Genomic DNA, 20,265 nt, shown 5'->3' on the forward strand with positions numbered 1-20,265 from the left:
ATGTCCATTCTGGTCGTGTCCGGTACGGGCACGGAGATCGGCAAGACCGTGGTCACCTCGGCGATCGCGGCCGCGGCGGTGGCCGCGGGCCGCTCGGTGGCGGTGCTCAAGCCCGCGCAGACGGGTGTCGGCCCGGACGAGCCGGGGGACGCGGCGGAGGCGGTCCGGCTGGCCGGACCCGCCGTCACGGCGGTCGAACTGGCCCGCTACCCGGAGCCGCTGGCCCCGGACACGGCGGCCCGCCGGGCCGGGCTGCCGACGCTCTCCCCGTCGGACATCGCCGAGGCGGCCCGCCGGCTGTCCCTCCACCACGACCTGGTCCTGGTGGAGGGCGCGGGCGGGCTGCTGGTCCGCTTCGACGAGGCGGGCCACACCCTGGCCGACGCGGCCGCCCTGCTCGGCGCCCCGGTCCTGGTGGTGGCCCCGGCGGGCCTCGGCACCCTCAACTCCACGGCCCTGACGGCGGAGGTCCTGCGGGCGCGTGACCTGACGGCGCTGGGCGTGGTCGTCGGCAGTTGGCCCTCGTCCCCGGACCTGGCCTCCCGCTGCAACCTGGCCGACCTCCCGAAGTCCGCGGGCGCCCCCCTCCTGGGCGCGATCCCACACGGCGCGGGCACCCTTCCCCCGGCCGCGTTCCGCACCCAGTCCCCCACCTGGCTGGCCCCACCCCTCACGGGCACCTGGTCCGAACAGTCCTTCCTCCACACCTGGTCCCCACCGGCCTGACCCGAGCCCCGGCAGGCCAACCTCCCCCGCCGGGGCACCCTCCAGCCCCCACCGGCGCTCCCTCCGGCCCACCGGCGCACCCTCCAGCCCGCCGGGGCGCTAGCCTGCCCCGCCGGCGTTTGAGGCGCGGGGTCCGGGGCGGAGCCCCGGCGGCGGCGCCGAGCCACGGCCACCACACCGCCAGGGATGAGGCTCCGCCGAACAGGGCACGCTGAAGGCACGGGCACGCACACCCCCGACCGCCCGGGAGGTCCGCCATGCCGCCGCGCCGCACCCCGCGCCACGACCCGGTCCACCACCCCGTCTTCGCCCGCTTCTACGCCCGCGCCAGCAGATCCGCCGAGACCCGCGGCGGCATCGCCGCCCTCCGCCGCGAGCTGCTCCACGGAGTGTCCGGCCGCGTGATCGAGATCGGCGCCGGGAACGGCCTGAACTTCCCGCACTACCCCCGCGCCGTCTCCGAGGTCGTCGCCGTGGAACCGGACCGCACCCTGCGCCGCCTCGCCACCCAGGCGACCCTGTGCGTCGAGGTCCCCGTGGACGTCGTACCCGCCGCCGCCGAGGCCCTCCCCGTCAAGAGCGAGGCCTTCGACGCCGCCGTCGCCTCGCTGGTGCTGTGCTCCGTACGGGACCTGCCCCGCGCCCTCGCCGAACTGCACCGCGTGCTCCGCCCCGACGCCGAGCTGCGCTTCTTCGAGCACGGCCTGGCACCCGGCCCCGGCATGGCCGCCGTCCAGCGCGCCCTGGACCGCACCGTCTGGCCGTTCCTCTTCGGCGGCTGCCACACCTCCCGCGACCCGCTCGCCGCGGTGGAGGCCGCCGGGTTCCGGATCGTCTCGCAGCGCGCCTTCCGGCTGCCCGAGCGCGGTCCGGCCCTCCCCACGTCCTACTGCGTCATCGGGTCGGCGCGCCGAGTGGCTTGACCCAGCGGGTCCACTGCTCCTCGGGCCGGTAGCCGGCCGCGTCCCACGCCCGGTGCGCCGACGCGTTCCGGTCGAGCACCATCGCGTCCCCGCGTCGCCCCCCGAGCGCCTCGAACCGCTCCTCGGCCGCCGCCAGCAGGGCCGTACCGATGCCCTGCCTGCGGTGTCCGGGGTGCACGGCGAGCCGGTACAGGTGGCAGCGCCAGCCGTCGAAGCCGGCGATCACGGTGCCGACCAGCTCCCCGTCACGGCGGGCGAGCAGTAGCGCCTGCGGGTCGCGCACGTGGAGCCGCTCGACCCCCGCGAGATCGTCGCTGATACTCGTGCCCTCGGCGGCGGCCTTCCAGAAGTCCAGTACGTCGGGGAGATCGGTCGCCGCGGCGGGGCCGACGTGAAGATCACTCATGTCCGGATCCCATCATCCGGGCCGCTCCACCAAAAGTGTGATCCCCCTCCTTTGCCCGTCCTTTACCATGGAGGGCAAAGATCCTCCTGAGTGAAAGGTGTGAGCGTCCGCCCATGGGCGAGCCTCCCAGTCCACGACATTCCCGCTCCTCCCGTTCGCGACATCGCGCGGCACCCCGCCTCCTGGCCGATCATGGGACGGAGGTGATCGAGCGATGACCGAAGTGCTCCTGCTCGTCGTGGCACTGCTGCTCTGCCTTGCCTGCGGAGTCTTCGTCGCGGCCGAGTTCTCGCTGACCACGGTCGAGCGCAGCGAGCTCGAAGAGGCCGTCGAGCGAGGTGAGCGCGGAGCCGACAGCGCTCTGGCCGCCGTCCGGACCCTGACGTTCCAGCTTTCCGGTGCCCAGCTCGGCATCACCGTGACCGGCCTGGTCATCGGTATGATCTCCAAGCCCTCGATCGCCGCCCTGCTCGAGGGCCCCTTCAAGGACATGGGGCTGTCGGCCGGTGCCGCCTCCTCCACCGCCCTGGTCCTCGGCACGGTCCTGTCGACCATCGTCCTGATGGTCGTGGGCGAGCTCGTGCCCAAGAACTGGGCCATCTCCTCCCCGCTGGCGATCGCCAAACGCGTGGCGACGCTCCAGCGGGTCTTCAGCCGGGCCTTCAGGCCCCTGATCAGCCACCTCAACACCACCGCGAACCACATGGTGCGCCGCCTCGGGATGGAGCCGGCCGAGGAGCTGGCCTCCGCCCGCACCCCGCAGGAGCTGATCGCCCTGGCGCGGCACTCCGCCAAGTCGGGCGCACTGGAGAAGGACACCGCCGAACTGTTCGTGCGGACCCTGAACCTCGCCGACCTGACCGCGGAGAACGTGATGACCCCGCGCGTCCAGGTCACCGCCCTCGACGTGCAGGCGACGGCCGAGGACGTGGCGAACGCGACGCTGGCCACCGGCCTGTCCCGCTTCCCGGTCTACCGGGGCAGCCTCGACACGGTCGTGGGCACGGTCCACATCAAGGACGTGCTGGCGCTGCCCGCCGAGGAGCGCCACCGGCGCTCGGTGTCGCAGCTGCTGCGCGAGCCGCTCCTGGTACCGGAGTCCCTGACCGTGGACCGGCTGCTGGACCGGCTGTCCGGCAAGCAGACGATGGCCGTGGTCATCGACGAGTACGGCGGCACGGCCGGCGTCGCGACCCTCGAGGACATCGTCGAGGAGGTCGTCGGCGAGGTCCGCGACGAGCACGACCCGCACGAGACCGCGGACCTGGCCCCGGCCGGTACCGACGAGGACGGGCGCCGGCTCTACTCCGCCGACGGCTCGGCCCGCACCGACCAGCTCCAGCGGATCGGACTGCGCGTGCCGGAGGGCCCGTACGAGACCCTGGCCGGGCTGATAGCGACCGAGCTGGGCCGGATCCCGTCCGTCGGCGACACCCTCGAGCTGGACGGCTGGCGACTGGACGTGGTGGACGCCGGCGGCCGACGGGCCGCCCGGGTGCTGCTGCACGTGCCGTCCGAGCCGGACGTCGAAGCGGACGAAACAAACAAGAAGAGCACGAAAAGCGCGAAGAACACCGAGAAGGACGAGAAGGACGGGGAGAAGGGCCGATGATCGCGATCCAGCTGCTGATCGGCCTGGCGACCCTGGTCGTCAACGCCTTCTTCGTCGGCGCGGAGTTCGCGCTGATCTCGGTCCGGCGCAGCCAGATCGAGCCGTACGCCGAGCAGGGCGACCGGCGGGCCCGGGCGGTGCTGTGGGGTCTGGAGCACGTCTCGGCCCTGATGGCGGCGGCCCAGCTCGGCATCACCCTGTGCACCCTGGTGCTGGGTGTGGTGGCCGAACCGGCCATCGCGCACCTGCTCACGCCGCTCTTCGACGCGGTCGGGGTGCCGTCCGCCCTGACACACGCGATCTCCTTCGCGGTGGCGCTGGCGCTGGCGACGTACCTGCACATGCTGTTCGGCGAGATGGTGCCGAAGAACGTGGCGCTGGCCGAACCGGTCCGCACCGCCCTGCTGCTGGGGCCGCCGCTGGTGACCCTCACGCGGGGGCTGCGGCCGGTGATCTTCACGATCAACACCTTCGCCAACACCCTGCTGCGACTGCTGCGGGTCGAGGTGAAGGACGAGGTCGCGGCGAGCTTCTCGGACAACGAGCTGGCCCGGATGGTCAAGGACTCCAGCAATGCGGGGCTCCTTGACGACCGGGCGAGCGAGCGCCTGCACGACGCCCTGGAACTGGGCCGCCGCCCGGTCACCGATGTGGTGCTGCCGGCGGACCTGGTGGTGTCGGCGCGGGAGGGCATCACCCCGGCGGGCCTGGAGCGGATGTCGGCGCAGACCGGCTACTCGCGTTTCCCGGTCATCGACGCCCAGCACCGGATCCTGGGCTACCTGCACGTCAAGGACGCCCTGGACGCGGAGGCGGAGTACCGCGACGAGCCCTTCCCGGTGCCGGCGCTGCGGCCGATCGCCCAGGTGCGGGCGGAGACCCCGCTGGACGACGTGCTGACCGCCATGCGGCGCAGCCGGACGCACCTGGCCGCCGTCCTGGGGCCGGACGGTGCCATGACGGGCCTGGTGACCATGGAGGACGTGCTGCGCGAGCTGTTCGGCAGGCCGGCTTCCGCCTGACGGTTGCGGTCCCCGGCCCTGCGGGGCCGGGGTACTGCGCGGTAGCATCTCTCCCGCCATGGAGATGAATGCCTCTTACACCAGTTTTGTCGCGGTCGGCGACTCCTTCACCGAGGGCTTGTCCGACCTGCTGCCCAGCGGCTCCTACCGGGGCTGGGCCGACCTGCTGGCCGCCCGCCTCGCGGCGCGCGAGCCGGGCTTCCGCTACGCGAACCTCGCGGTCCGCGGGAAGCTGATCGGGCAGATCGCCGAGGAGCAGGCTCCGGCCGCGGCGGCCATGGGCGCCGACGTGGTCACGCTGGTCGGCGGGCTGAACGACACCCTGCGCCCCAAGGTGGACATGGGCCGGGTCCGGGGTCACCTGGAGGCGGCCGTGGAGCTCCTCGCCCCGTCGTGCAAGCACCTCGTCCTGATGCGCTCCCCCGGGCGCAACGGGCCGGTCATGGAGCGGTTCCGTCCGCGCATGGAGGAGCTCTTCACGATCATCGAGGAGCTCGCCGCGCGGCACGGCGCCCTCGTGGTCGACCTGTACGGGGCTCCCGCGCTCGGCGACCCCCGCATGTGGGACGTGGACCGGCTGCACCTGACGGCCGAGGGCCACCGACGGGTGGCCGAGGCCGTCTGGCAGACCCTCGGCCTGCCCGCGGAGCAGGACTGGCGCACGGAACTGCCCGCGACGCCGCCCCCCGGCTGGACGGTACGCCGCTCCCAGGACCTGAGCTTCGCCCGTCAGCACCTGCTCCCCTGGGTCGGCCGCCGCCTGACGGGCCGCTCCTCCGGAGACGGCCGCCCGGCCAAGCGTCCGGAACTCCTCCCGTACGAGCCCGCACCGCAGGATCGGCTCTCGTAGCAAGGCACAATCGGAGCCGGGGTCCCTACCTGCGTAAACACACAGCGGCGGCCCAAGTAGAATCCCTCTACGTGACTGCCAAGCCCCGCATCCCCAATGTCCTGGCCGGCCGCTACGCCTCCGCGGAGCTCGCCGTCCTGTGGTCCCCCGAGTACAAGGTGACGCTGGAGCGGCGGCTGTGGCTCGCCGTGCTGCGCGCCCAGAAGGACCTCGGCATCGAGGTCCCCGACGCGGCCCTCGCCGACTACGAGCGCGTCCTGGAGACGGTCGACCTCGCCTCCATCGCCGAGCGCGAGAAGGTCACCCGGCACGACGTGAAGGCCCGCATCGAGGAGTTCAACGCCCTCGCCGGTCACGAGCACGTCCACAAGGGCATGACCTCCCGCGACCTCACCGAGAACGTCGAGCAGCTCCAGATCCGGCTCTCGCTGGAGCTGGCCCGCGACCGTGCGGTCGCCGTCCTGGCCCGCCTGGGCAAGCTGGCCGGCGAGCACGCCGAGCTGGTCATGGCCGGCCGCTCCCACAACGTCGCCGCGCAGGCGACCACCCTGGGCAAGCGCTTCGCAACGGCCGCCGATGAGCTGCTGGTCGCCTACGACCGCCTGGAGAACCTCCTGGAGCGCTACCCGCTGCGCGGGATCAAGGGCCCGGTGGGCACCGCCCAGGACATGCTCGACCTGCTCGGCGGCGACGCGGCCAAGCTCGCCGACCTGGAGCAGCGGATCGCCACCCACCTCGGCTTCGCCCAGGCCTTCACCTCGGTCGGCCAGGTCTACCCCCGCTCCCTCGACTACGACGTGGTCACCGCCCTGGTGCAACTGGCCGCCGCCCCGTCGTCGATCGCCAAGACGATCCGCCTGATGGCCGGCCACGAGCTGGTCACCGAAGGCTTCAAGCCGGGCCAGGTCGGCTCCTCCGCGATGCCGCACAAGATGAACACCCGCTCCTGCGAGCGTGTGAACGGCCTGATGGTCATCCTGCGCGGCTACGCCTCGATGACCGGCGAGCTGGCCGGCGACCAGTGGAACGAAGGCGACGTCTCCTGCTCCGTGGTCCGCCGCGTGGCCCTGCCGGACGCGTTCTTCGCCTTCGACGGCCTGCTGGAGACCTTCCTGACGGTCCTGGACGAGTTCGGCGCCTTCCCGGCGGTCGTCGCCCGCGAGCTGGACCGCTACCTGCCGTTCCTCGCGACCACCAAGGTCCTGATGGGCGCGGTGCGGGCCGGGGTCGGCCGCGAGGCCGCCCACGAGGTCATCAAGGAGCACGCGGTCGCCTCCGCGCTCGCCATGCGCGAGCAGGGCGCCGAGCGCAACGAGCTGCTGGACAAGCTGGCCGCCGACGACCGGATGCCGCTGGACCGTGCCCAGCTCGACGCCCTGATGGCCGACAAGCTGTCCTTCACCGGCGCAGCGGGTGACCAGGTCGCGGCGGTGGTCTCCCGCATCGAGGCCATCGCCAAGCAGCACCCGGAGGCCGCCGGATACGCGCCGGGGTCGATCCTCTGACCCCCGACGAGCTGAACGCCGCCCGTGACCGCGTCATCCCGGACGTGGTCACGGGCGGTCTGCGCGTGCTCTTCTGTGGCATCAACCCCGGTCTCCTCTCCGCCGCCACGGGCCACCACTTCGCCCGCCCCGGCAACCGCTTCTGGCCCGTCCTGCATCTGTCCGGCTTCACCCCCCGCCGCCTTGACCCTGCGGAGCAGGAAGAACTGCTGGCCTACCGCCTCGGCATCACCAACGTCGTCGCCCGCGCCACGGCCCGCGCCGACGAGCTCACCGCTGAGGAGTTCCGCGAGGGCGGCCGCATCCTGACGGCCAAGGTGGAACTGCTGCGCCCCCAGTGGCTGGCCGTGGTCGGCGTCACCGCCTACCGCACCGCCTTCGGCGAGCGGAAGGCGCAGATCGGCCCCCAGGAGCGGACCATCGGCTCCACCCGGCTCTGGGCCCTGCCCAACCCCAGCGGCCTCAACGCCCACTGGACGGCCGAGTCCATGGCCCAGGAGTACGCCCGCCTCCGCACGGCCGCCGACGCCCCCGAGCCCCCCGGAACCTAGGGCGGGTCGACGACGGTGACCCCTGCCATCAACTGGTAGGGGTCGCCCTCGTCCCACCGGGCCACGTAGGCCACCAGCCACTGCTCCCCGGCCCGCCACAGGTGGACGTGATCGGTGGTGTTGCTCAGCTCGTCCCACGGCTCGGGTATCTCCTCGCCGTCGAACCCCCGGTCCCTCAGCGATCCCAGGCTGAAGACCTGCGGCTCTCCCCACCGGTCGGACAGGGCCTGGGTGAGCGCCCCGTACTCGGCGCTGATCTGGTCGGCCGCCTCGGTGCGGCCCGCGCCGCCGTCCTCCCAGAAGTCCGCGGTCCGGCCGACCGGGACGAGGTGGTAACCCGGGCCGCTGCTCCGCCCGCCGGACCAGACCGGCTCGGTGGGGAACTCCCGCACCCGGAGCCGGTCGATCGTGTCGAGATGCTCTGCCGTGGTCATACCGTCAGTATCCCGACCGCCACTGACAACTGGCCCGGGGTCACGCGTCCCGGCGCCGCACCGCCAGCCAGCCGCCGAACACCGCCGCTCCCGCCCACAGCGCCATCACGCCGAGCCCGGCCCAGGTGCCGAGGCCCTCCTGCCCCTGCGAGTGCATCACCATCTGCCCGGCACGGTCCGGCAGGAACCGGTCCATGCCGCCCGTGGCCTCTCCGACGATGAACGAGACCAGCATGACGAAGGGTATGAGCAGGCTCAGCACGGCCGTTCCGCTCCGCAGCACAGCGGCCAGCCCAGCGGCGAACAAAGCCATCAGCGCCAGGTAGAGCCCGCAGCCGACGATGGCACGGTAGGTACCCGGGTCGCCGAGCCGAAGGGCGTAGGGGCCCATGAAGGCCTGGCCGCCGAGGAAGGTGACCAGCCCGGTGATCTGACCGACGAGCAGGGTAAGTCCACCGACCATCGCCATCTTCGACAGGTAGAACCGGGTGCGGTTCGGTACGGCGGCCAGTGAGGTGCGCAGCGCGCCGTTCTGGAACTCGCAGGACAGGGCGCCCGCACCGAAGGTCATGGCGGCGATCTGGCCGAACACGAGGCCGTAGTACGCCGCGTAGAGCGGGTCCGGTCCCATGCTGCCGGCCTCGGCCGTGCCGATCGCCGCGGCCGTGAGCACCTGTATGCCCGCGGTGGCCACGAAGACGGCTATCAGCGCCCCGACGGAGCCGCGCAGGGACCGTATCTTGATCCATTCCGAGTGCAGGGCGGGGACGGTGGGCAGAGCGGCGCGCATGGCGGTGCCTCCTGACGGCAGGGAAGGTAGGGGTGAGTCAGCGGGTTGCGGTGAACTGCGCGTGATCGGCGGTGAGGTCGAGGTAGGCCTGCTCCAGCGAGGCGCGCTCGTCGGAGAGTTCCAGCATGGGGATGCCCTCGCGGGCGGCCAGGCTGCCGAGCTGTTCGGCCCGCAGGCCCTCGACGGTCCACCGCCCGTCCTCGGCGGTCGCCAGCTCGAAGCCCTCCCGGGCCAGGGCGGCCCGCAGCCGGACCGGGTCGGACGTGCGCAGCCTCACCCGCCGGGTGCTTCGGGCGTCGATGAACTGCTTCACCGAGGTGTCGGCCAGCAGCTTGCCGTTGCCGAGCACGATCAGATGGTCGGCGAGCGCCGAGGTCTCCGACATCAGGTGGCTGGAGACCAGTACGGTGCGTCCGTCGGCGGCGAAGCCGCGCATCAGCTCGCGGATCCAGATGATGCCCTCGGGGTCGAGGCCGTTGGTCGGCTCGTCCAGCAGGAGCACTCCGGGGTCGCCCAGCAACGCGGCGGCTATGCCGAGGCGCTGACGCATGCCGAGCGAGAAGGACTTGATCCGCCGCTTGGCCACGGAGGCCATTCCGGTCTGCTCCAGGACCTCGTCCACCCGGCGCATCGGCACCCGGCCGGCCGCGGCGAGGAATCGGAGGTGGTCCCGGGCGGTGCGGCCGCCGTGCGCCGCCTGCGCGTCCAGCAGCGCGCCGACCCGGTGCAGGGGGTCGGGGAAGTCCGGGTAACTCCGGCCTCCGATGGTGGCCGTGCCCGATGTGGCCCGGTCCAGGCCCAGCAGCAGACGCATCGTCGTGGACTTGCCGGCGCCGTTGGGGCCCAGGAATCCCGTGACCCGCCCCGGCAGGACGTCGAAGGTCAGGCCGTCCACCGCACGGTGGGCGCCGTACTCCTTGGTGAGCTCTCGGATCTCGATCGTGTTCATGCCTCAACGTTCGCCGCCGGGCCCACCCCCTGCCCTCCCCCGTGCGGGGGGATCGTCTCCCCCGCACGGGGGAGACGTCACCCGAGGGCCAACTGCCAGGATGAGGACATGTACCGACTGCTTCGTGCTCCCCTTCGCGGGATCACGTACACCCGCTGGCTGCACCTGCTCGTGCCCATCCTCATCGTGTCCATATGGATGTTCATAGAGCCGGCGTGGCCGTGGATGCCTGCCTTGATCGTCGCGCCCTTCGGGTTGATCCCGTGGGTGCGGGTGGCCGAGGGTCTGCAGGCCCAGTTCCTGCTGGCGCCGCACGAGCGCGGCGGCCACGACGGGTCCATCAGTACGGCCCCGTCGGCCCGGTGGGGGGACCGCTGGCGGACGGTCGTCTGGCTGGAGATACGTCTCGTGCTGGCGGGTGCGGCGATTTTGGCCACGGTATGGCTCCCCGTGATGACGCTGGAGCTCGTCCTCACCGCGGCGGGGCAACCGCTGGGCGGGGACGACGTGATCCTGCCGTTCGCCCCGCCCCGCTGGGCGGCCGTCCTCCTCGTGCCGGTGCCGGTGGTTCTGCTGGTGATCATCGTGGTCCTGCTGGGCGAGGCCGTCACGGCCATCGCGGGCAGGCTGCTGGGGCCTTCGGCCGCCGAGCGGCTCAGCGCGCTGGAGGCCCGTACCGAGCAGCTGCTGGAACGGACGAGGATCGCCCGGGAGTTGCACGACTCCATCGGGCACGCGCTGACCGTGGCGGTCGTCCAGGCGGGTGCGGCCCGGGCCGCCGGGGACCCGGAGTTCACGGAGCGGGCGCTGTGCGCGATCGAGGAGACCGGCCGGGCCGCGATGGACGACCTGGAGCGGGTGCTGCTGGTGCTGCGGGAGTCCGCGCAGCCGCCCTCGCAACGGCCCACCCTCGCCGACGCCGACCGGCTGTTGCAGTCCGCACGTGCCTCCGGTTCCACGGTGGACGCCGAACTGTTCGGCCCACTGGAGCAGTTGCCGGGGCCCGTCACCCGTGAGGGGTACCGGATCCTTCAGGAGGCGCTGACCAACGTGCTGCGGCACTGCGGCCCGGTGCCGGTCCGGGTGCGGATCGAGGCTGCGGTCGGGCGGCTGGACCTGGAGGTGATCAATCCGCTGCCGGAGGGCCCGGCACTGATGACGGGAACGGGCGGCGGGCTGCGCGGCATGCGCGAGCGCGCCGCGCTGCTGGGCGGGGAGGCCGAGACCGGTCCGTACGACGGCAGTTGGAGGGTGCGCGCCCGGCTTCCGCTGGAGCGAATACGCTGACGGGATGCCGGTTACCGTACTGCTCGTCGACGACGAACCCCTGGTGCGCGCGGGTCTGCGCGCCGTCCTGGAAGCCCAGCCCGACATCGAAGTGGTGGGTGAGGCGGCCGACGGGGCGTCGGTCGTGCCGCTCGTACGGCAACTGCGTCCCGACGTGGTGGCGATGGACGTGCGGATGCCGCTGCTCGACGGGATCGAGGCCACCCGGGCGGTCCTGCGGACGGTGGATTCGCCCCCGAAGATCCTCGTGGTCACGACCTTCGAGAACGACGAGTACGTCTACCAGGCGCTGCGCGCCGGGGCGGACGGGTTCCTGCTCAAGCGGGCGCGGCCCTCGGAGATCGTGCACGCGGTACGGCTGGTCGCGGAGGGCGAGACGCTGCTCTTCCCGGCAGCGGTGCGGGCGCTGGCGGCGGAGTACGGCAACCGGCAGGCCCGGGCCGCGCTGGAGCGGGCGGCCCTGACCGAGCGGGAGGAGTCGGTGCTGCGGCTCATGGCGCGGGGCCTGACCAACGTGGAGATCGCGGGCGAGCTGATCATCGGCGCCGAGACGGTGAAGTCGCACGTCAGTGCGATCTTGGCCAAGCTGGGCGCGCGGGACCGCACCCAGGCGGTGATCACGGCGTACGAGTCGGGCTTCGTCGCCCCTGCCTGAGGGCGGGGCGCTTTCCGGCCGATGGGGGGCCGCTTCTCGCCGCTGTGACGGGTGCGCAGTACGATCCGGCTGACAGGCTCACCCGCTGGGAGGACACACGTTGGGGCAGCTGACCGGCGGGGATCCCTCCCTGCTCCGGCGGATCAATTCCGCCGTGGTGCTTCGGGCACTGCGCGCGGCCCAGTCGCCGACCCTCACCGACCTCACCCGGGTCACCGGGCTGTCCCGGCCCACCGTCGAGGGAGTCGTCGAAGGGCTGATCGGGACCGGGCTCGTCGTCGAGGCCGATGCCGAGGAAGGCGCGCGGCGGCAGGGGCGTCCTGCGCGGAGGTTCCGCTTCCGGGCCGAGGCGGGGCATCTGCTGGGCATCGAGATCGGCTCGCACCGGGTCGCGGTACTGCTGTCCGGGCTGGACGGGCGGGTCATCGGCGCCGGTACCAAGGACGTCGCCGAGGCGGCCTCGGCCGACGAGCGGCTGGAGCGGGTGCGTGCTGCGGTCGCGGACCTGCTGCGCCGGGCCGGGGTTCCGCGCGACTCGCTGCGGGCGGTCGGGGTAGGCAGCCCCGGCATCGTGGAGGCCGACGGCACGGTCCGCCTCGGCACGGCGCTGCCCGGCTGGACCGGGCTGCCGCTCGGTGACCGGCTGCGGCGTTCGTTCCGCTGCCCGGTGCAGGTGGAGAACGACGCCAACGCGGCGGCAGTCGCCGAGCACTGGAAGGGGGCCGCGCGGGACACGGACGACATGGTGTTCGTGATGGCGGGGCTCAGCCCGGGCGCGGGCTCGCTGATCGGCGGCCGCCTGCACCGGGGGTTCGGCGGGGCGGCCGGTGAGATCGGCGCCCTGCACCTGCTGGGCCGTGAGGTCACTCCCGAGAAGCTGCTGTCCACCACCGGCGAGCCCCTGCACCCGCTGGACGAACCGGCCGTCGCCGAGGTCTTCGCGATGGCCCGGCGGGGCGACGAGCGGGCGGTGGCGGCCGTGCAGCGGTTCATCCAGCGCCTGGTCCACGACGTGGCCGCGCTGGTCCTGGCGATGGATCCGGAGCTGGTCGTCGTCGGCGGCTGGGCGGCCGGACTGGACGGGGTGCTGGGCCCCCTCCGCCAGGAGCTGGAGCGCTACTGCCTGCGTCCGCCGAGGGTGGCCCTGTCCATGCTGGGCGAGGCCGCGGTGGCCACCGGGGCGCTGCGGCTGGCCCTGGACCATGTGGAGGAAGAGCTCTTCGCGGTGGAGAAGACGGTCACGACCCGCCGCCGCTGAGGCTGCCGCCGGGCGCGCGCGCCTCGGCACACTCCGGCCGGGCACGCGCCTCAGCACGCCCCGGCCGGGCTCAGCCCGGTCCGGACCCGCTCAGGCCCGCGAAAGGCCGCCCAGGCTTCAGCGTGCCCTCGGCGACGGCGACGGCGAGATGACAGCGCCCGCGCCGGAACCGGGCAGAGTGCCCGGTTCCGGCCCGTCTCCCGCGGTTCAGGAGGCGACGCGCGACTCGTGCGTGATCTCGACGTCGCCCGAGTCGCCGAAGGTCAGGCGGCAGGTGTCGGCGCGGTAGGTGGCCACCGAGGCCGCGGCCGTGCCCGCCTCGGTGAAGTAGCGCGTGGTGACCAGCAGGACCGGGGCGCCCGGCAGCCGGTCCAGCTCCTTGGCGTCGTCGGCCCGGGCGGAACCGAGCTCCACCGAGCGGTCCTGGCCGTCCAGGGCCAGCCGCTGGAGTTCGCGCAGGACGGCGCGGGCGCGGGCGGGCCCGCTCGGGGCCTCGATGGCGGGAAGTCCGGGCACGGAGGCGGCCGGCACGTAGAGCAGTTCGGCGGCGACGACCTGCCCCTGGTTGACCCGGGTCCGGCGGACGGTGTGGACGGTCTGTTCGGCGGCGAAGGCGCCGCCCGAGCCGAGCAGCTTGAGGACCGCGGCCGACGGGAGGCCCTCGCCCGCGTCCACCGGCTCCCAGCCGTCGGTGTCCTCGGCCGGCCAACCGTGCTGCGTGCTGCCGACGGCGACGCCGACGCGCGGCGGGGCGACGGTGGTGCCGACGCCGCGGCGCCGCTGAAGGCGGCCTTCGAGCTCGAGCTGCTCCAGCGCCTGGCGCAGGGTCGCGCGGGCGACTCCGAAACGGGCCGCGAGTTCACGCTCGTTGGGCAGCACCTCGCCGACGGCGAAGTCCTGGTCGAGCGCTTCGCTGAGGACGGTCTTGAGGTGCCAGTACTTCGGCTCCGGCACCGTTTCGAGCTGCGTGGTCCCCACCCTGAATCCTCCTGCCATCGCTGCACTCGCCGTGTGTTCCAGCGGCAGTTCCGCGCCCTTGTTTATTAAAGGTTCCTGCACTATCCCCTGCGACGATAGGACGGTGCACCCCCTTGGTCAAGACCAATGCTCAGCCCTTTGCCGGGCAGATCGGGCATGGGTATCAAGCCGTTCACGGGATGTTCTCGTGCACCCGGAAGGCCCCAAAGGCTTGTAGTCAAGGGCTACCGGGCGGTAATCATGGCGTTGGGCACTACTGACAGCCTGTCTCGCACGCGTCCACCCGACGAGGAGCAGCATGACCGCCACGGTCTCGTTCACCATCGATTCGCCGCTCGGCCCGCGCACCGCCACCGTCGCCTATGAGCGCAAGGGCGCGGGCGAACCGCTCCTCCTGCTGCACGGCATCGGCCACCACCTCCAGGCATGGCACCCGGTGACCGGCATCCTGGCCGCCGAGTACGACGTGATCGCCGTAGACCTGCCCGGCTTCGGCGTCTCGGAGCCGCTGCCCGAGGGGGTCCCGTACGACCTGGACACCGTCGCCCCCGCCCTCGGGGCGCTGTGCGCCGCGCTCGGTGTCGAGCGGCCGCACGTGGCGGGCAACTCGCTCGGCGGTCTGCTCGCGCTCGAAATGGGCCGGACCGGCCTGGCCCGCTCGGTCACGGCGCTCTCCCCCGCCGGCTTCTGGACCGAGGGCGAGCGCCGCTACGCCTTCGCCACCCTCCTCGCGATGCGCGCCGGCGCCAAGGCGCTGCCCCGCCCCCTGCTGGAGCGGCTCTCACAGGCCCCGGCCGGCCGGGCCGCCCTGACCGGCACCATCTACGCCCGCCCGGCCCGCCGTTCGCCCGACGCCGTGGTCGCCGAGACCCTCGCCCTGCGCGATGCCACCGGGTTCGAGAAGACCCTGGCCGCCGGCGGTTCCGTCCGGTTCACCGAGGACGTGCCCGGCCTGCCGGTCACCATCGCCTGGGGCACCCGCGACCGGCTGCTCCTGCGCCGCCAGGGCGTGCGCGCCAAGCAGACCGTCCCCGGCGCCCGGCTGGTGCGGCTGCCGGGCTGCGGCCACGTACCGATGAGCGACGATCCCGCGCTGGTCGCCCGGGTCGTCCTGGACACGGCCCGCAGCGCGGCGATCCGTACGGCCGCCTGAGCTGCTGACGGCTGTTCATCCTGGGTTCGCGTGGGAGACGCGGCCGGGCCGGGGTGCGGCGGCACGCTGGTGCGGCCCGATCTCGCCGGCCCCTGGAGACGCACCGATGGCATCGAACCCGCACACCCGGCGGACCCTCCTCGGCGGTTCCCTCGCCCTGTCCTCCGCGCTGCTCGCCGCCCCGGCACTCGCCGCCCCCGCCTTCGCCCGCTCGGGGCGCCCTCAGGCGCTGTGGGGCGTGCAGTCCGGCGAGATCACCGCGCACTCGGCCACGGTCTGGACCCGCTCGGACCGCCCCGCCCGGATGTACGTGGAGACCTCCCCTAGCGAGGCGTTCCGCTACGCCGTACGCCGCCACCGCGGCCCGCTGCTCGGCCCGTCCGGCGATTTCACCGGTACCGCCGTCCTGCGCGACCTGCCGCCCGGGCAGCAGATCCACTACCGGGTGGTCCTGGCCGACGCCGACGACCCGCGCCGCGCGGGCGAGCCGGTCTGCGGCAGCTTCCGCACCACCCCCGTCTCCCGCCGCCACGACGTGCGCTTCCTGTGGTCGGGGGACCTGGCGGGCCAGGGCTGGGGCATCAACCCCGACCTCGGCGGCTACCGCGTCTTCGAGGAAATGCGGCTGCGGGACCCCGACTTCTTCCTCTTCAGCGGGGACACGATCTACGCCGACGGGCCGATCCAGGCCGCCGTCCCGCTGCGCGACGGCAGCGTCTGGCACAACGTCACCACCGAGGAGAAGTCGAAGGTCGCCGAGACCCTCGCGGAGTTCCGCGGGAACTTCCGTTACAACCTGCTGGACCGCAACCTGCGCGACTTCAACGCCCAGGTGCCCGTCCTCGCGCAGTGGGACGACCACGAGGTGCGCAACAACTGGTACCCGGGCCAGCTGATCGAGGACCCCCGCTACACCGTGAGGGAGGCCGACGTCCTCGCCGCCCGGGCCCGTCAGGCCTTCGGCGAGTACTTCCCCGTCACCGACCTGCGCGGCGGCCGCGCCGAGGGCCGGATGTACCGCGTGATGCGGTACGGCCCGCTGCTGGACGTGTTCGTGCTCGACATGCGCACCTACCGGAACGCGAACTCCCCCGGTACCCAGACCGAGGACCCCGTCGGCATCCTCGGCCCCGAGCAGCTGGCCTGGATCAAGCGCGAGCTGTCGCGTTCCCGCGCCACCTGGAAGGTGATCGCCGCCGACATGCCGCTGGGGATCGTCGTCGCCGACGGCGCGGTGAACTTCGAGGCCGTGGCCCAGGGCGACCCCGGAGCCCCGCTGGGCCGCGAGCTCCAGCTCGCCGAACTGCTGCGCCACATCAAGCACCACCGCATCACCGGCACCGTGTGGCTCACCGCCGACGTCCACTACACGGCCGCGAACCACTACGCGCCCGAGCGGGCGGCCTTCACCGATTTCGCGCCGTTCTGGGAGTTCGTCTCCGGGCCGATCGGCGCCGGCGGCTTCCCGGCCGGGCGGCTCGACGCCACCTTCGGCCCGGAGACGGCGTACGTGCAGTCGGCCCCGCTCGCCAACATGTCGCCCTCGGAGAACCCGCCCTACTACGGGGAGGTCGACATCGACGGCGGCAGCGGAGAGCTGACCGTCCGGCTGCGCCGCCAGGGCGGCGGCGTACTGTTCACCCGGACGCTCCAGCCCGGCCGCGTGGGCCAGTGACCAGGAGACGGGCGGGGCTCCGGCCCGACCGCACCGCCCCGGGAATCCGGAAATGGCGCGGAAAACTGGGTGAAATCGACCAGATGGATACTTAACCAGTCGGTCACAGATCGTTCGTGATCACGCAACACCCCTGCGTCACAGTGGTCTGCATGACTGACCGTAGTGTTCCCTCTGCCCAGCGTCTCCACCGCCACCACTGGCGTCGCGACGTCGTCGAACTCGCCGCGCTCTTCTGCGCCGTCGCGGTCGCCGACGCCATCGCCAATCTCGTCGTGCACGGCCCGAGGGGCCCGATCCTGCTGGTCGCCTCGGCCGTCGCACTCCTGGTCACAGCCGCGTTCCACACATGGTGGGCAAGGCGGCACAGCCATGCGCCCCCGCCGGACGGCACGGCGCCCGGCGACACCGCCCGGTCCGAGGGCCCCGCCCGGTCCGTGGCCCCCGCCGAGTCCGTGGCCCCCGCCCCCGGGGCCACCGCGGCGACCTCCGCCCTGTGGCGGATGCGCACCACCGTGCGCGACGAGCCCGGCTCGCTGGCCGCGCTGTGCACCGCCCTCGCCCGCCGCGGCGTCGACATCCTCACCCTCCAGACGCACCCGCTCCCCGAGGGCGGCACCGTCGACGAGTTCCTGCTGCGCGCCCCGCACCAGCTGCCCTCCTCCGAGCTGACCCGCACGGTCGCCCGGGCCGGCGGCCACAGCACCTGGATCGAGCGAGCCGACGCCCACGACCTGGTCGACACCCCGACCCGCGTCCTGGGCCTGGCCACCCGGACGGCCCTGGACGCCGCCGAGCTCCCGCTCGCGCTGCGCCAGCTCCTGGGCCGCTGCACGATCCACTCCATCCCGGCGACCACCCTGTCGGGTCGTCCCAACGCCGCCGCCGACGCCCCGGTCGAGGGGGTCCTGGAGGCCACGGTCATGCGGCTGCGCGATCCCTCGGGCGGGGCGATCACCGTGGAGCGCCCCTATCTGCCGTTCACCCCGACCGAGTTCGCCCGCGCCCGCGCCCTGGTGGAGCTCGACGCCCGCCTCGGCCCCCGCGTGCCCCGCAGGCAGGACGTGCTGACCCTGCCCGAGGGCAACGAGATCACCGTGCGCCGCGCCGACTCCGCCGACCAGGCCGCGGCCCGCGCGATGCACGACCGCTGCTCCGAACGCACCCTCGGCCTGCGCTACCACGGCCCGGTCTCCGACGCCGACGCCTACCTCGGCCACCTCCTGAGCCCCCGCTTCGGCCGCACCCTCGCCGCGACCACCGCGTCCGGCAGGCTCGTCGCCCTCGGCCACCTGCTGTGGGACGGGGACGAGACCGAGGTCGCCCTGCTGATCGAGGACGAATGGCAGCGCCGCGGCATCGGCTCGGAGCTGCTGCGCCGCCTCATCTCCATGGCCGTCGAGGCCGGCTGCGACAGCGTGTACGCCGTCACCCGGGCCTCCAACACCGGCATGGTCGCCGCCATGCGGGGCCTGGGACTGCCCCTCGACTACCAGATCGAGGAGGGCACGCTGGTGATCACGGCCCGGCTGGGTGCCACCCCGGTCGTCTCGCGGCTCCCGTACGAGCTCCCGCGCGAGCAGCAGAGCCCGCACCCCCGGCCCTGACACCGGCGCCCGCGCCGTCGCCGCCCGGTCCGTCGCCCCGCCCGGGGCGGCGGACCGGGCCGCGACGGCGCCCTGATCCGCCGCTCACGTCAGCAGGACGGCGTCAAACGGTGATGACGTGACGCGCCCCCGCGTACGAAGATGTCCCCATGTCAGAGACCCTCCACAACGGCAGCGACACCAGGCTGCCCCGCCAGGTGGCCGACGCGTACGTCGACGACCTGATCGCCCTCGACCCGATCACCGGCACCTACCTCGGAGTCGCCGCGAGCTCGGGCAGACTCCCGGACTTCTCCCCGGCCGGCCGCGCGGCCGCCGCCGAGCTCCTGCGCGCCACCCTCGCCCGCCTCGACGCGGCCGAGCGGCTCCCCGGCGCCGACAGCGACGCCGAGCGGCGCTGCGCCCGCCTGCTGCGCGAGCGCCTCACGGCCGAACTCGCCGTCCACGAGGCCGACGAGGACCTCTGCGCGGTCAGCAACATCCACAGCCCCGCGCACGCCGTGCGCGAGGTCTTCACACTGACCCCCGCCGACACCGACGAGGACTGGGCGGCGATCGCCGAGCGGCTGCGCGCCGTACCGGCCTCGCTCGCCGGCTACCGCGAGAGCCTGGCCCTGGGTCTGGAGCGCGGCCTGTACGGCGGCCCGCGCGCCACCGCCACCATGATCGGCCAGCTCTCCGCCTGGGCCGGCCAGGACGGCGAAGAGCCCGCCTTCTTCGAGGACTTCGCCTCCGCGGGCCCGGCCGCCCTGCGCGCCGAGCTGGACGGGGCGGCGGCCGCCGCGACCGCCTCGGTCGTCGAACTGCGCGACTGGATGGAGTCGGTGTACGCCCCGGCCGTCGAGGGCGAGCCGGACACCGTCGGCCGCGAGCGGTACGCGCGCTGGTCCCGGTACTTCAACGGAACCGACCTCGACCTGGACGAGGCGTACGCCTACGGCTGGTCCGAGTACCACCGGCTGCTCGCCGAGATGAAGGCCGAGGCGGCCAAGATCCTGCCCGGCGCCGGCCCCTGGGACGCGCTGCGCCACCTCGACGAGCACGGCACCCACATCGAAGGCGTGGACGAGGTCCAGGCCTGGCTCCAGGGCCTCATGGACGAGGCCATCGAGAACCTCGACGGCACGCACTTCGAACTCGCCGAGCGGGTACGCAAGGTGGAGTCCAGGATCGCCCCGCCGGGCGGCGCCGCCGCCCCGTACTACACCTCCCCGTCGGAGGACTTCTCCCGTCCGGGCCGCACCTGGCTGCCCACCATGGGCCAGACCCGCTTCCCCGTCTACGACCTGGTCTCCACCTGGTACCACGAGGGCGTGCCGGGTCACCACCTGCAGCTCGCGCAGTGGACTCACGTCGCGGACCGGCTCTCGCGCTACCAGGCCACGGTCGGCATCGTCAGTGCCAACGCCGAGGGCTGGGCGCTGTACGCGGAGCGGCTGATGGACGAGCTGGGCTACCTCAAGGACGCGGAGCAGCGTCTGGGCTACCTGGACTGCCAGATGATGCGCGCGGCGCGGGTCATCGTGGACATCGGCATGCACCTGGGCCTGGAGATCCCGGCGGACTCGCCGTTCCGCCCGGGCGAGACCTGGACCCCTGATCTCGCGCAGGAGTTCTTCGGCCTGCACAGCGGCCGGCCCGCGGACTTCGTCGAGAGCGAGCTGACCCGGTACCTGTCGATGCCCGGTCAGGCGATCGGGTACAAGCTGGGCGAGCGCGCCTGGCTGCTGGGCCGTGACAACGCCCGGGCGGCGCACGGAGATTCCTTCGACCTCAAGGCCTGGCACATGGCGGCGCTGTCGCAGGGTTCGCTGGGGCTGGACGACCTGGTGGACGAGCTCTCGAAGCTCTGATCCCCGCCCCGCGGACGGGCCGTACTCCCCC

The 20,265-nt window shown here is 73.2% G+C and carries 19 protein-coding genes; 14 read left to right on the top strand and 5 right to left on the bottom strand.

Translation table 11 applies throughout. The features are described from left to right. On the top strand, positions 1-726 hold the full coding sequence (gene bioD, locus ACTVZO_RS06810) for a dethiobiotin synthase (RefSeq protein WP_443297514.1): 726 nt from the start codon (positions 1-3) through the stop codon (positions 724-726). A gap of 257 nt (positions 727-983) precedes the next feature. Then, entirely contained in the window at positions 984-1,649 is a 666-nt protein-coding gene (locus ACTVZO_RS06815; RefSeq protein ID WP_443297515.1) for a class I SAM-dependent methyltransferase, read from the top strand. On the opposite strand, the gene ACTVZO_RS06820 is transcribed toward ACTVZO_RS06815, so the two are convergent. Further along, positions 1,621-2,055: a GNAT family N-acetyltransferase gene (locus tag ACTVZO_RS06820; RefSeq protein ID WP_443297516.1), complete on the bottom strand. Its 435-nt coding sequence runs from the start codon at positions 2,053-2,055 to the stop codon at positions 1,621-1,623. The genes ACTVZO_RS06815 and ACTVZO_RS06820 overlap by 29 nt on opposite strands. Positions 2,056-2,269: 214 nt before the next feature. Between ACTVZO_RS06820 and ACTVZO_RS06825 the strand changes: the two genes are divergently transcribed. The 5 genes from ACTVZO_RS06825 (at position 2,270) to mug (ending at position 7,595) form a co-directional block, all read left to right on the top strand. Continuing rightward, on the top strand, positions 2,270-3,667 hold the full coding sequence (locus ACTVZO_RS06825; RefSeq protein ID WP_443297517.1) for a hemolysin family protein: 1,398 nt from the start codon (positions 2,270-2,272) through the stop codon (positions 3,665-3,667). Further along, on the top strand, positions 3,664-4,689 hold the full coding sequence (locus ACTVZO_RS06830; protein WP_443297518.1) for a hemolysin family protein: 1,026 nt from the start codon (positions 3,664-3,666) through the stop codon (positions 4,687-4,689). Before ACTVZO_RS06825 ends, ACTVZO_RS06830 begins: the two co-directional genes overlap by 4 nt. A 58-nt stretch (positions 4,690-4,747) precedes the next feature. After that, a complete protein-coding gene (locus tag ACTVZO_RS06835) occupies positions 4,748-5,539 on the top strand; it encodes an SGNH/GDSL hydrolase family protein (protein WP_443297519.1) in 792 nt (263 codons plus the stop codon). Between the two features lie 71 nt (positions 5,540-5,610). Next, positions 5,611-7,044, top strand: a complete 1,434-nt coding sequence (gene purB / locus ACTVZO_RS06840; RefSeq protein WP_443297520.1) for an adenylosuccinate lyase — start codon at positions 5,611-5,613, stop codon at positions 7,042-7,044. Beyond that, entirely contained in the window at positions 7,041-7,595 is a 555-nt protein-coding gene (gene mug, locus ACTVZO_RS06845; protein ID WP_443303063.1) for a G/U mismatch-specific DNA glycosylase, read from the top strand. Before purB ends, mug begins: the two co-directional genes overlap by 4 nt. Here mug and ACTVZO_RS06850 read toward each other — a convergent pair. The 3 genes from ACTVZO_RS06850 to ACTVZO_RS06860 are packed head-to-tail and all read right to left on the bottom strand — an operon-like array spanning position 7,592 to position 9,768. After that, positions 7,592-8,029: a hypothetical protein gene (locus ACTVZO_RS06850; protein WP_443297521.1), complete on the bottom strand. Its 438-nt coding sequence runs from the start codon at positions 8,027-8,029 to the stop codon at positions 7,592-7,594. The genes mug and ACTVZO_RS06850 overlap by 4 nt on opposite strands. Positions 8,030-8,069: 40 nt before the next feature. After that, entirely contained in the window at positions 8,070-8,819 is a 750-nt protein-coding gene (locus tag ACTVZO_RS06855) for an ABC transporter permease (RefSeq protein WP_443297522.1), read from the bottom strand. A 37-nt stretch (positions 8,820-8,856) separates the two neighbouring features. After that, entirely contained in the window at positions 8,857-9,768 is a 912-nt protein-coding gene (locus tag ACTVZO_RS06860) for an ABC transporter ATP-binding protein (protein ID WP_443297523.1), read from the bottom strand. 108 nt (positions 9,769-9,876) lie between these two features. Here ACTVZO_RS06860 and ACTVZO_RS06865 point away from each other — a divergent pair, with 108 nt between their 5' ends. From ACTVZO_RS06865 to ACTVZO_RS06875, 3 genes are all read left to right on the top strand, one after another. Beyond that, positions 9,877-11,055, top strand: a complete 1,179-nt coding sequence (locus ACTVZO_RS06865; protein WP_443297524.1) for a sensor histidine kinase — start codon at positions 9,877-9,879, stop codon at positions 11,053-11,055. Between the two features lie 4 nt (positions 11,056-11,059). Beyond that, positions 11,060-11,710 carry a response regulator transcription factor gene (locus tag ACTVZO_RS06870; protein ID WP_069919119.1) on the top strand — a complete coding sequence of 217 codons (651 nt, stop codon included), beginning with the start codon at positions 11,060-11,062 and terminating at the stop codon, positions 11,708-11,710. Between the two features lie 100 nt (positions 11,711-11,810). After that, positions 11,811-12,968 (top strand): ROK family transcriptional regulator, encoded by a 1,158-nt coding sequence (locus tag ACTVZO_RS06875; RefSeq protein ID WP_443297525.1) that lies wholly within the window; start codon positions 11,811-11,813, stop codon positions 12,966-12,968. Positions 12,969-13,175: 207 nt separating this feature from the next. Here the strand turns inward: ACTVZO_RS06875 and ACTVZO_RS06880 are convergent, their stop codons facing one another. Further along, a complete protein-coding gene (locus ACTVZO_RS06880; RefSeq protein WP_443297526.1) occupies positions 13,176-13,946 on the bottom strand; it encodes a GntR family transcriptional regulator in 771 nt (256 codons plus the stop codon). A gap of 298 nt (positions 13,947-14,244) precedes the next feature. Between ACTVZO_RS06880 and ACTVZO_RS06885 the strand changes: the two genes are divergently transcribed. From ACTVZO_RS06885 to ACTVZO_RS06900, 4 genes are all read left to right on the top strand, one after another. Then, positions 14,245-15,099: an alpha/beta fold hydrolase gene (locus ACTVZO_RS06885; RefSeq protein ID WP_443297527.1), complete on the top strand. Its 855-nt coding sequence runs from the start codon at positions 14,245-14,247 to the stop codon at positions 15,097-15,099. Between the two features lie 106 nt (positions 15,100-15,205). Next, complete coding sequence (locus tag ACTVZO_RS06890; protein ID WP_443297528.1) at positions 15,206-16,774, top strand: alkaline phosphatase D family protein; 1,569 nt, start codon at positions 15,206-15,208, stop codon at positions 16,772-16,774. A 152-nt stretch (positions 16,775-16,926) separates the two neighbouring features. Further along, positions 16,927-18,381, top strand: a complete 1,455-nt coding sequence (locus ACTVZO_RS06895; RefSeq protein WP_443297529.1) for a GNAT family N-acetyltransferase — start codon at positions 16,927-16,929, stop codon at positions 18,379-18,381. A gap of 149 nt (positions 18,382-18,530) precedes the next feature. Further along, complete coding sequence (locus ACTVZO_RS06900) at positions 18,531-20,234, top strand: DUF885 domain-containing protein (protein WP_443297530.1); 1,704 nt, start codon at positions 18,531-18,533, stop codon at positions 20,232-20,234. The last annotated feature ends 31 nt before the right edge of the window (positions 20,235-20,265 follow it).

The sequence above is a fragment of the Streptomyces sp. IBSNAI002 genome, from assembly GCF_052244475.1.
Taxonomy (GTDB): Bacteria; Actinomycetota; Actinomycetes; order Streptomycetales; family Streptomycetaceae; genus Streptomyces.

Excerpts from the sequence above, each read along its gene's own strand:
- bioD (WP_443297514.1), top strand. The coding sequence starts at position 1 with ATGTCCATTCTGGTCGTGTCCGGTACGGGCACGGAGATCGGCAAGACC.
- ACTVZO_RS06815 (WP_443297515.1), top strand. The coding sequence starts at position 984 with ATGCCGCCGCGCCGCACCCCGCGCCACGACCCGGTCCACCACCCCGTC.
- ACTVZO_RS06820 (WP_443297516.1), bottom strand. The coding sequence starts at position 2,055 with ATGAGTGATCTTCACGTCGGCCCCGCCGCGGCGACCGATCTCCCCGAC.
- ACTVZO_RS06825 (WP_443297517.1), top strand. The coding sequence starts at position 2,270 with ATGACCGAAGTGCTCCTGCTCGTCGTGGCACTGCTGCTCTGCCTTGCC.
- ACTVZO_RS06830 (WP_443297518.1), top strand. The coding sequence starts at position 3,664 with ATGATCGCGATCCAGCTGCTGATCGGCCTGGCGACCCTGGTCGTCAAC.
- ACTVZO_RS06835 (WP_443297519.1), top strand. The coding sequence starts at position 4,748 with ATGGAGATGAATGCCTCTTACACCAGTTTTGTCGCGGTCGGCGACTCC.
- ACTVZO_RS06850 (WP_443297521.1), bottom strand. The coding sequence starts at position 8,029 with ATGACCACGGCAGAGCATCTCGACACGATCGACCGGCTCCGGGTGCGG.
- ACTVZO_RS06855 (WP_443297522.1), bottom strand. The coding sequence starts at position 8,819 with ATGCGCGCCGCTCTGCCCACCGTCCCCGCCCTGCACTCGGAATGGATC.
- ACTVZO_RS06860 (WP_443297523.1), bottom strand. The coding sequence starts at position 9,768 with ATGAACACGATCGAGATCCGAGAGCTCACCAAGGAGTACGGCGCCCAC.
- ACTVZO_RS06865 (WP_443297524.1), top strand. The coding sequence starts at position 9,877 with ATGTACCGACTGCTTCGTGCTCCCCTTCGCGGGATCACGTACACCCGC.
- ACTVZO_RS06870 (WP_069919119.1), top strand. The coding sequence starts at position 11,060 with ATGCCGGTTACCGTACTGCTCGTCGACGACGAACCCCTGGTGCGCGCG.
- ACTVZO_RS06885 (WP_443297527.1), top strand. The coding sequence starts at position 14,245 with ATGACCGCCACGGTCTCGTTCACCATCGATTCGCCGCTCGGCCCGCGC.
- ACTVZO_RS06890 (WP_443297528.1), top strand. The coding sequence starts at position 15,206 with ATGGCATCGAACCCGCACACCCGGCGGACCCTCCTCGGCGGTTCCCTC.
- ACTVZO_RS06895 (WP_443297529.1), top strand. The coding sequence starts at position 16,927 with ATGACTGACCGTAGTGTTCCCTCTGCCCAGCGTCTCCACCGCCACCAC.
- ACTVZO_RS06900 (WP_443297530.1), top strand. The coding sequence starts at position 18,531 with ATGTCAGAGACCCTCCACAACGGCAGCGACACCAGGCTGCCCCGCCAG.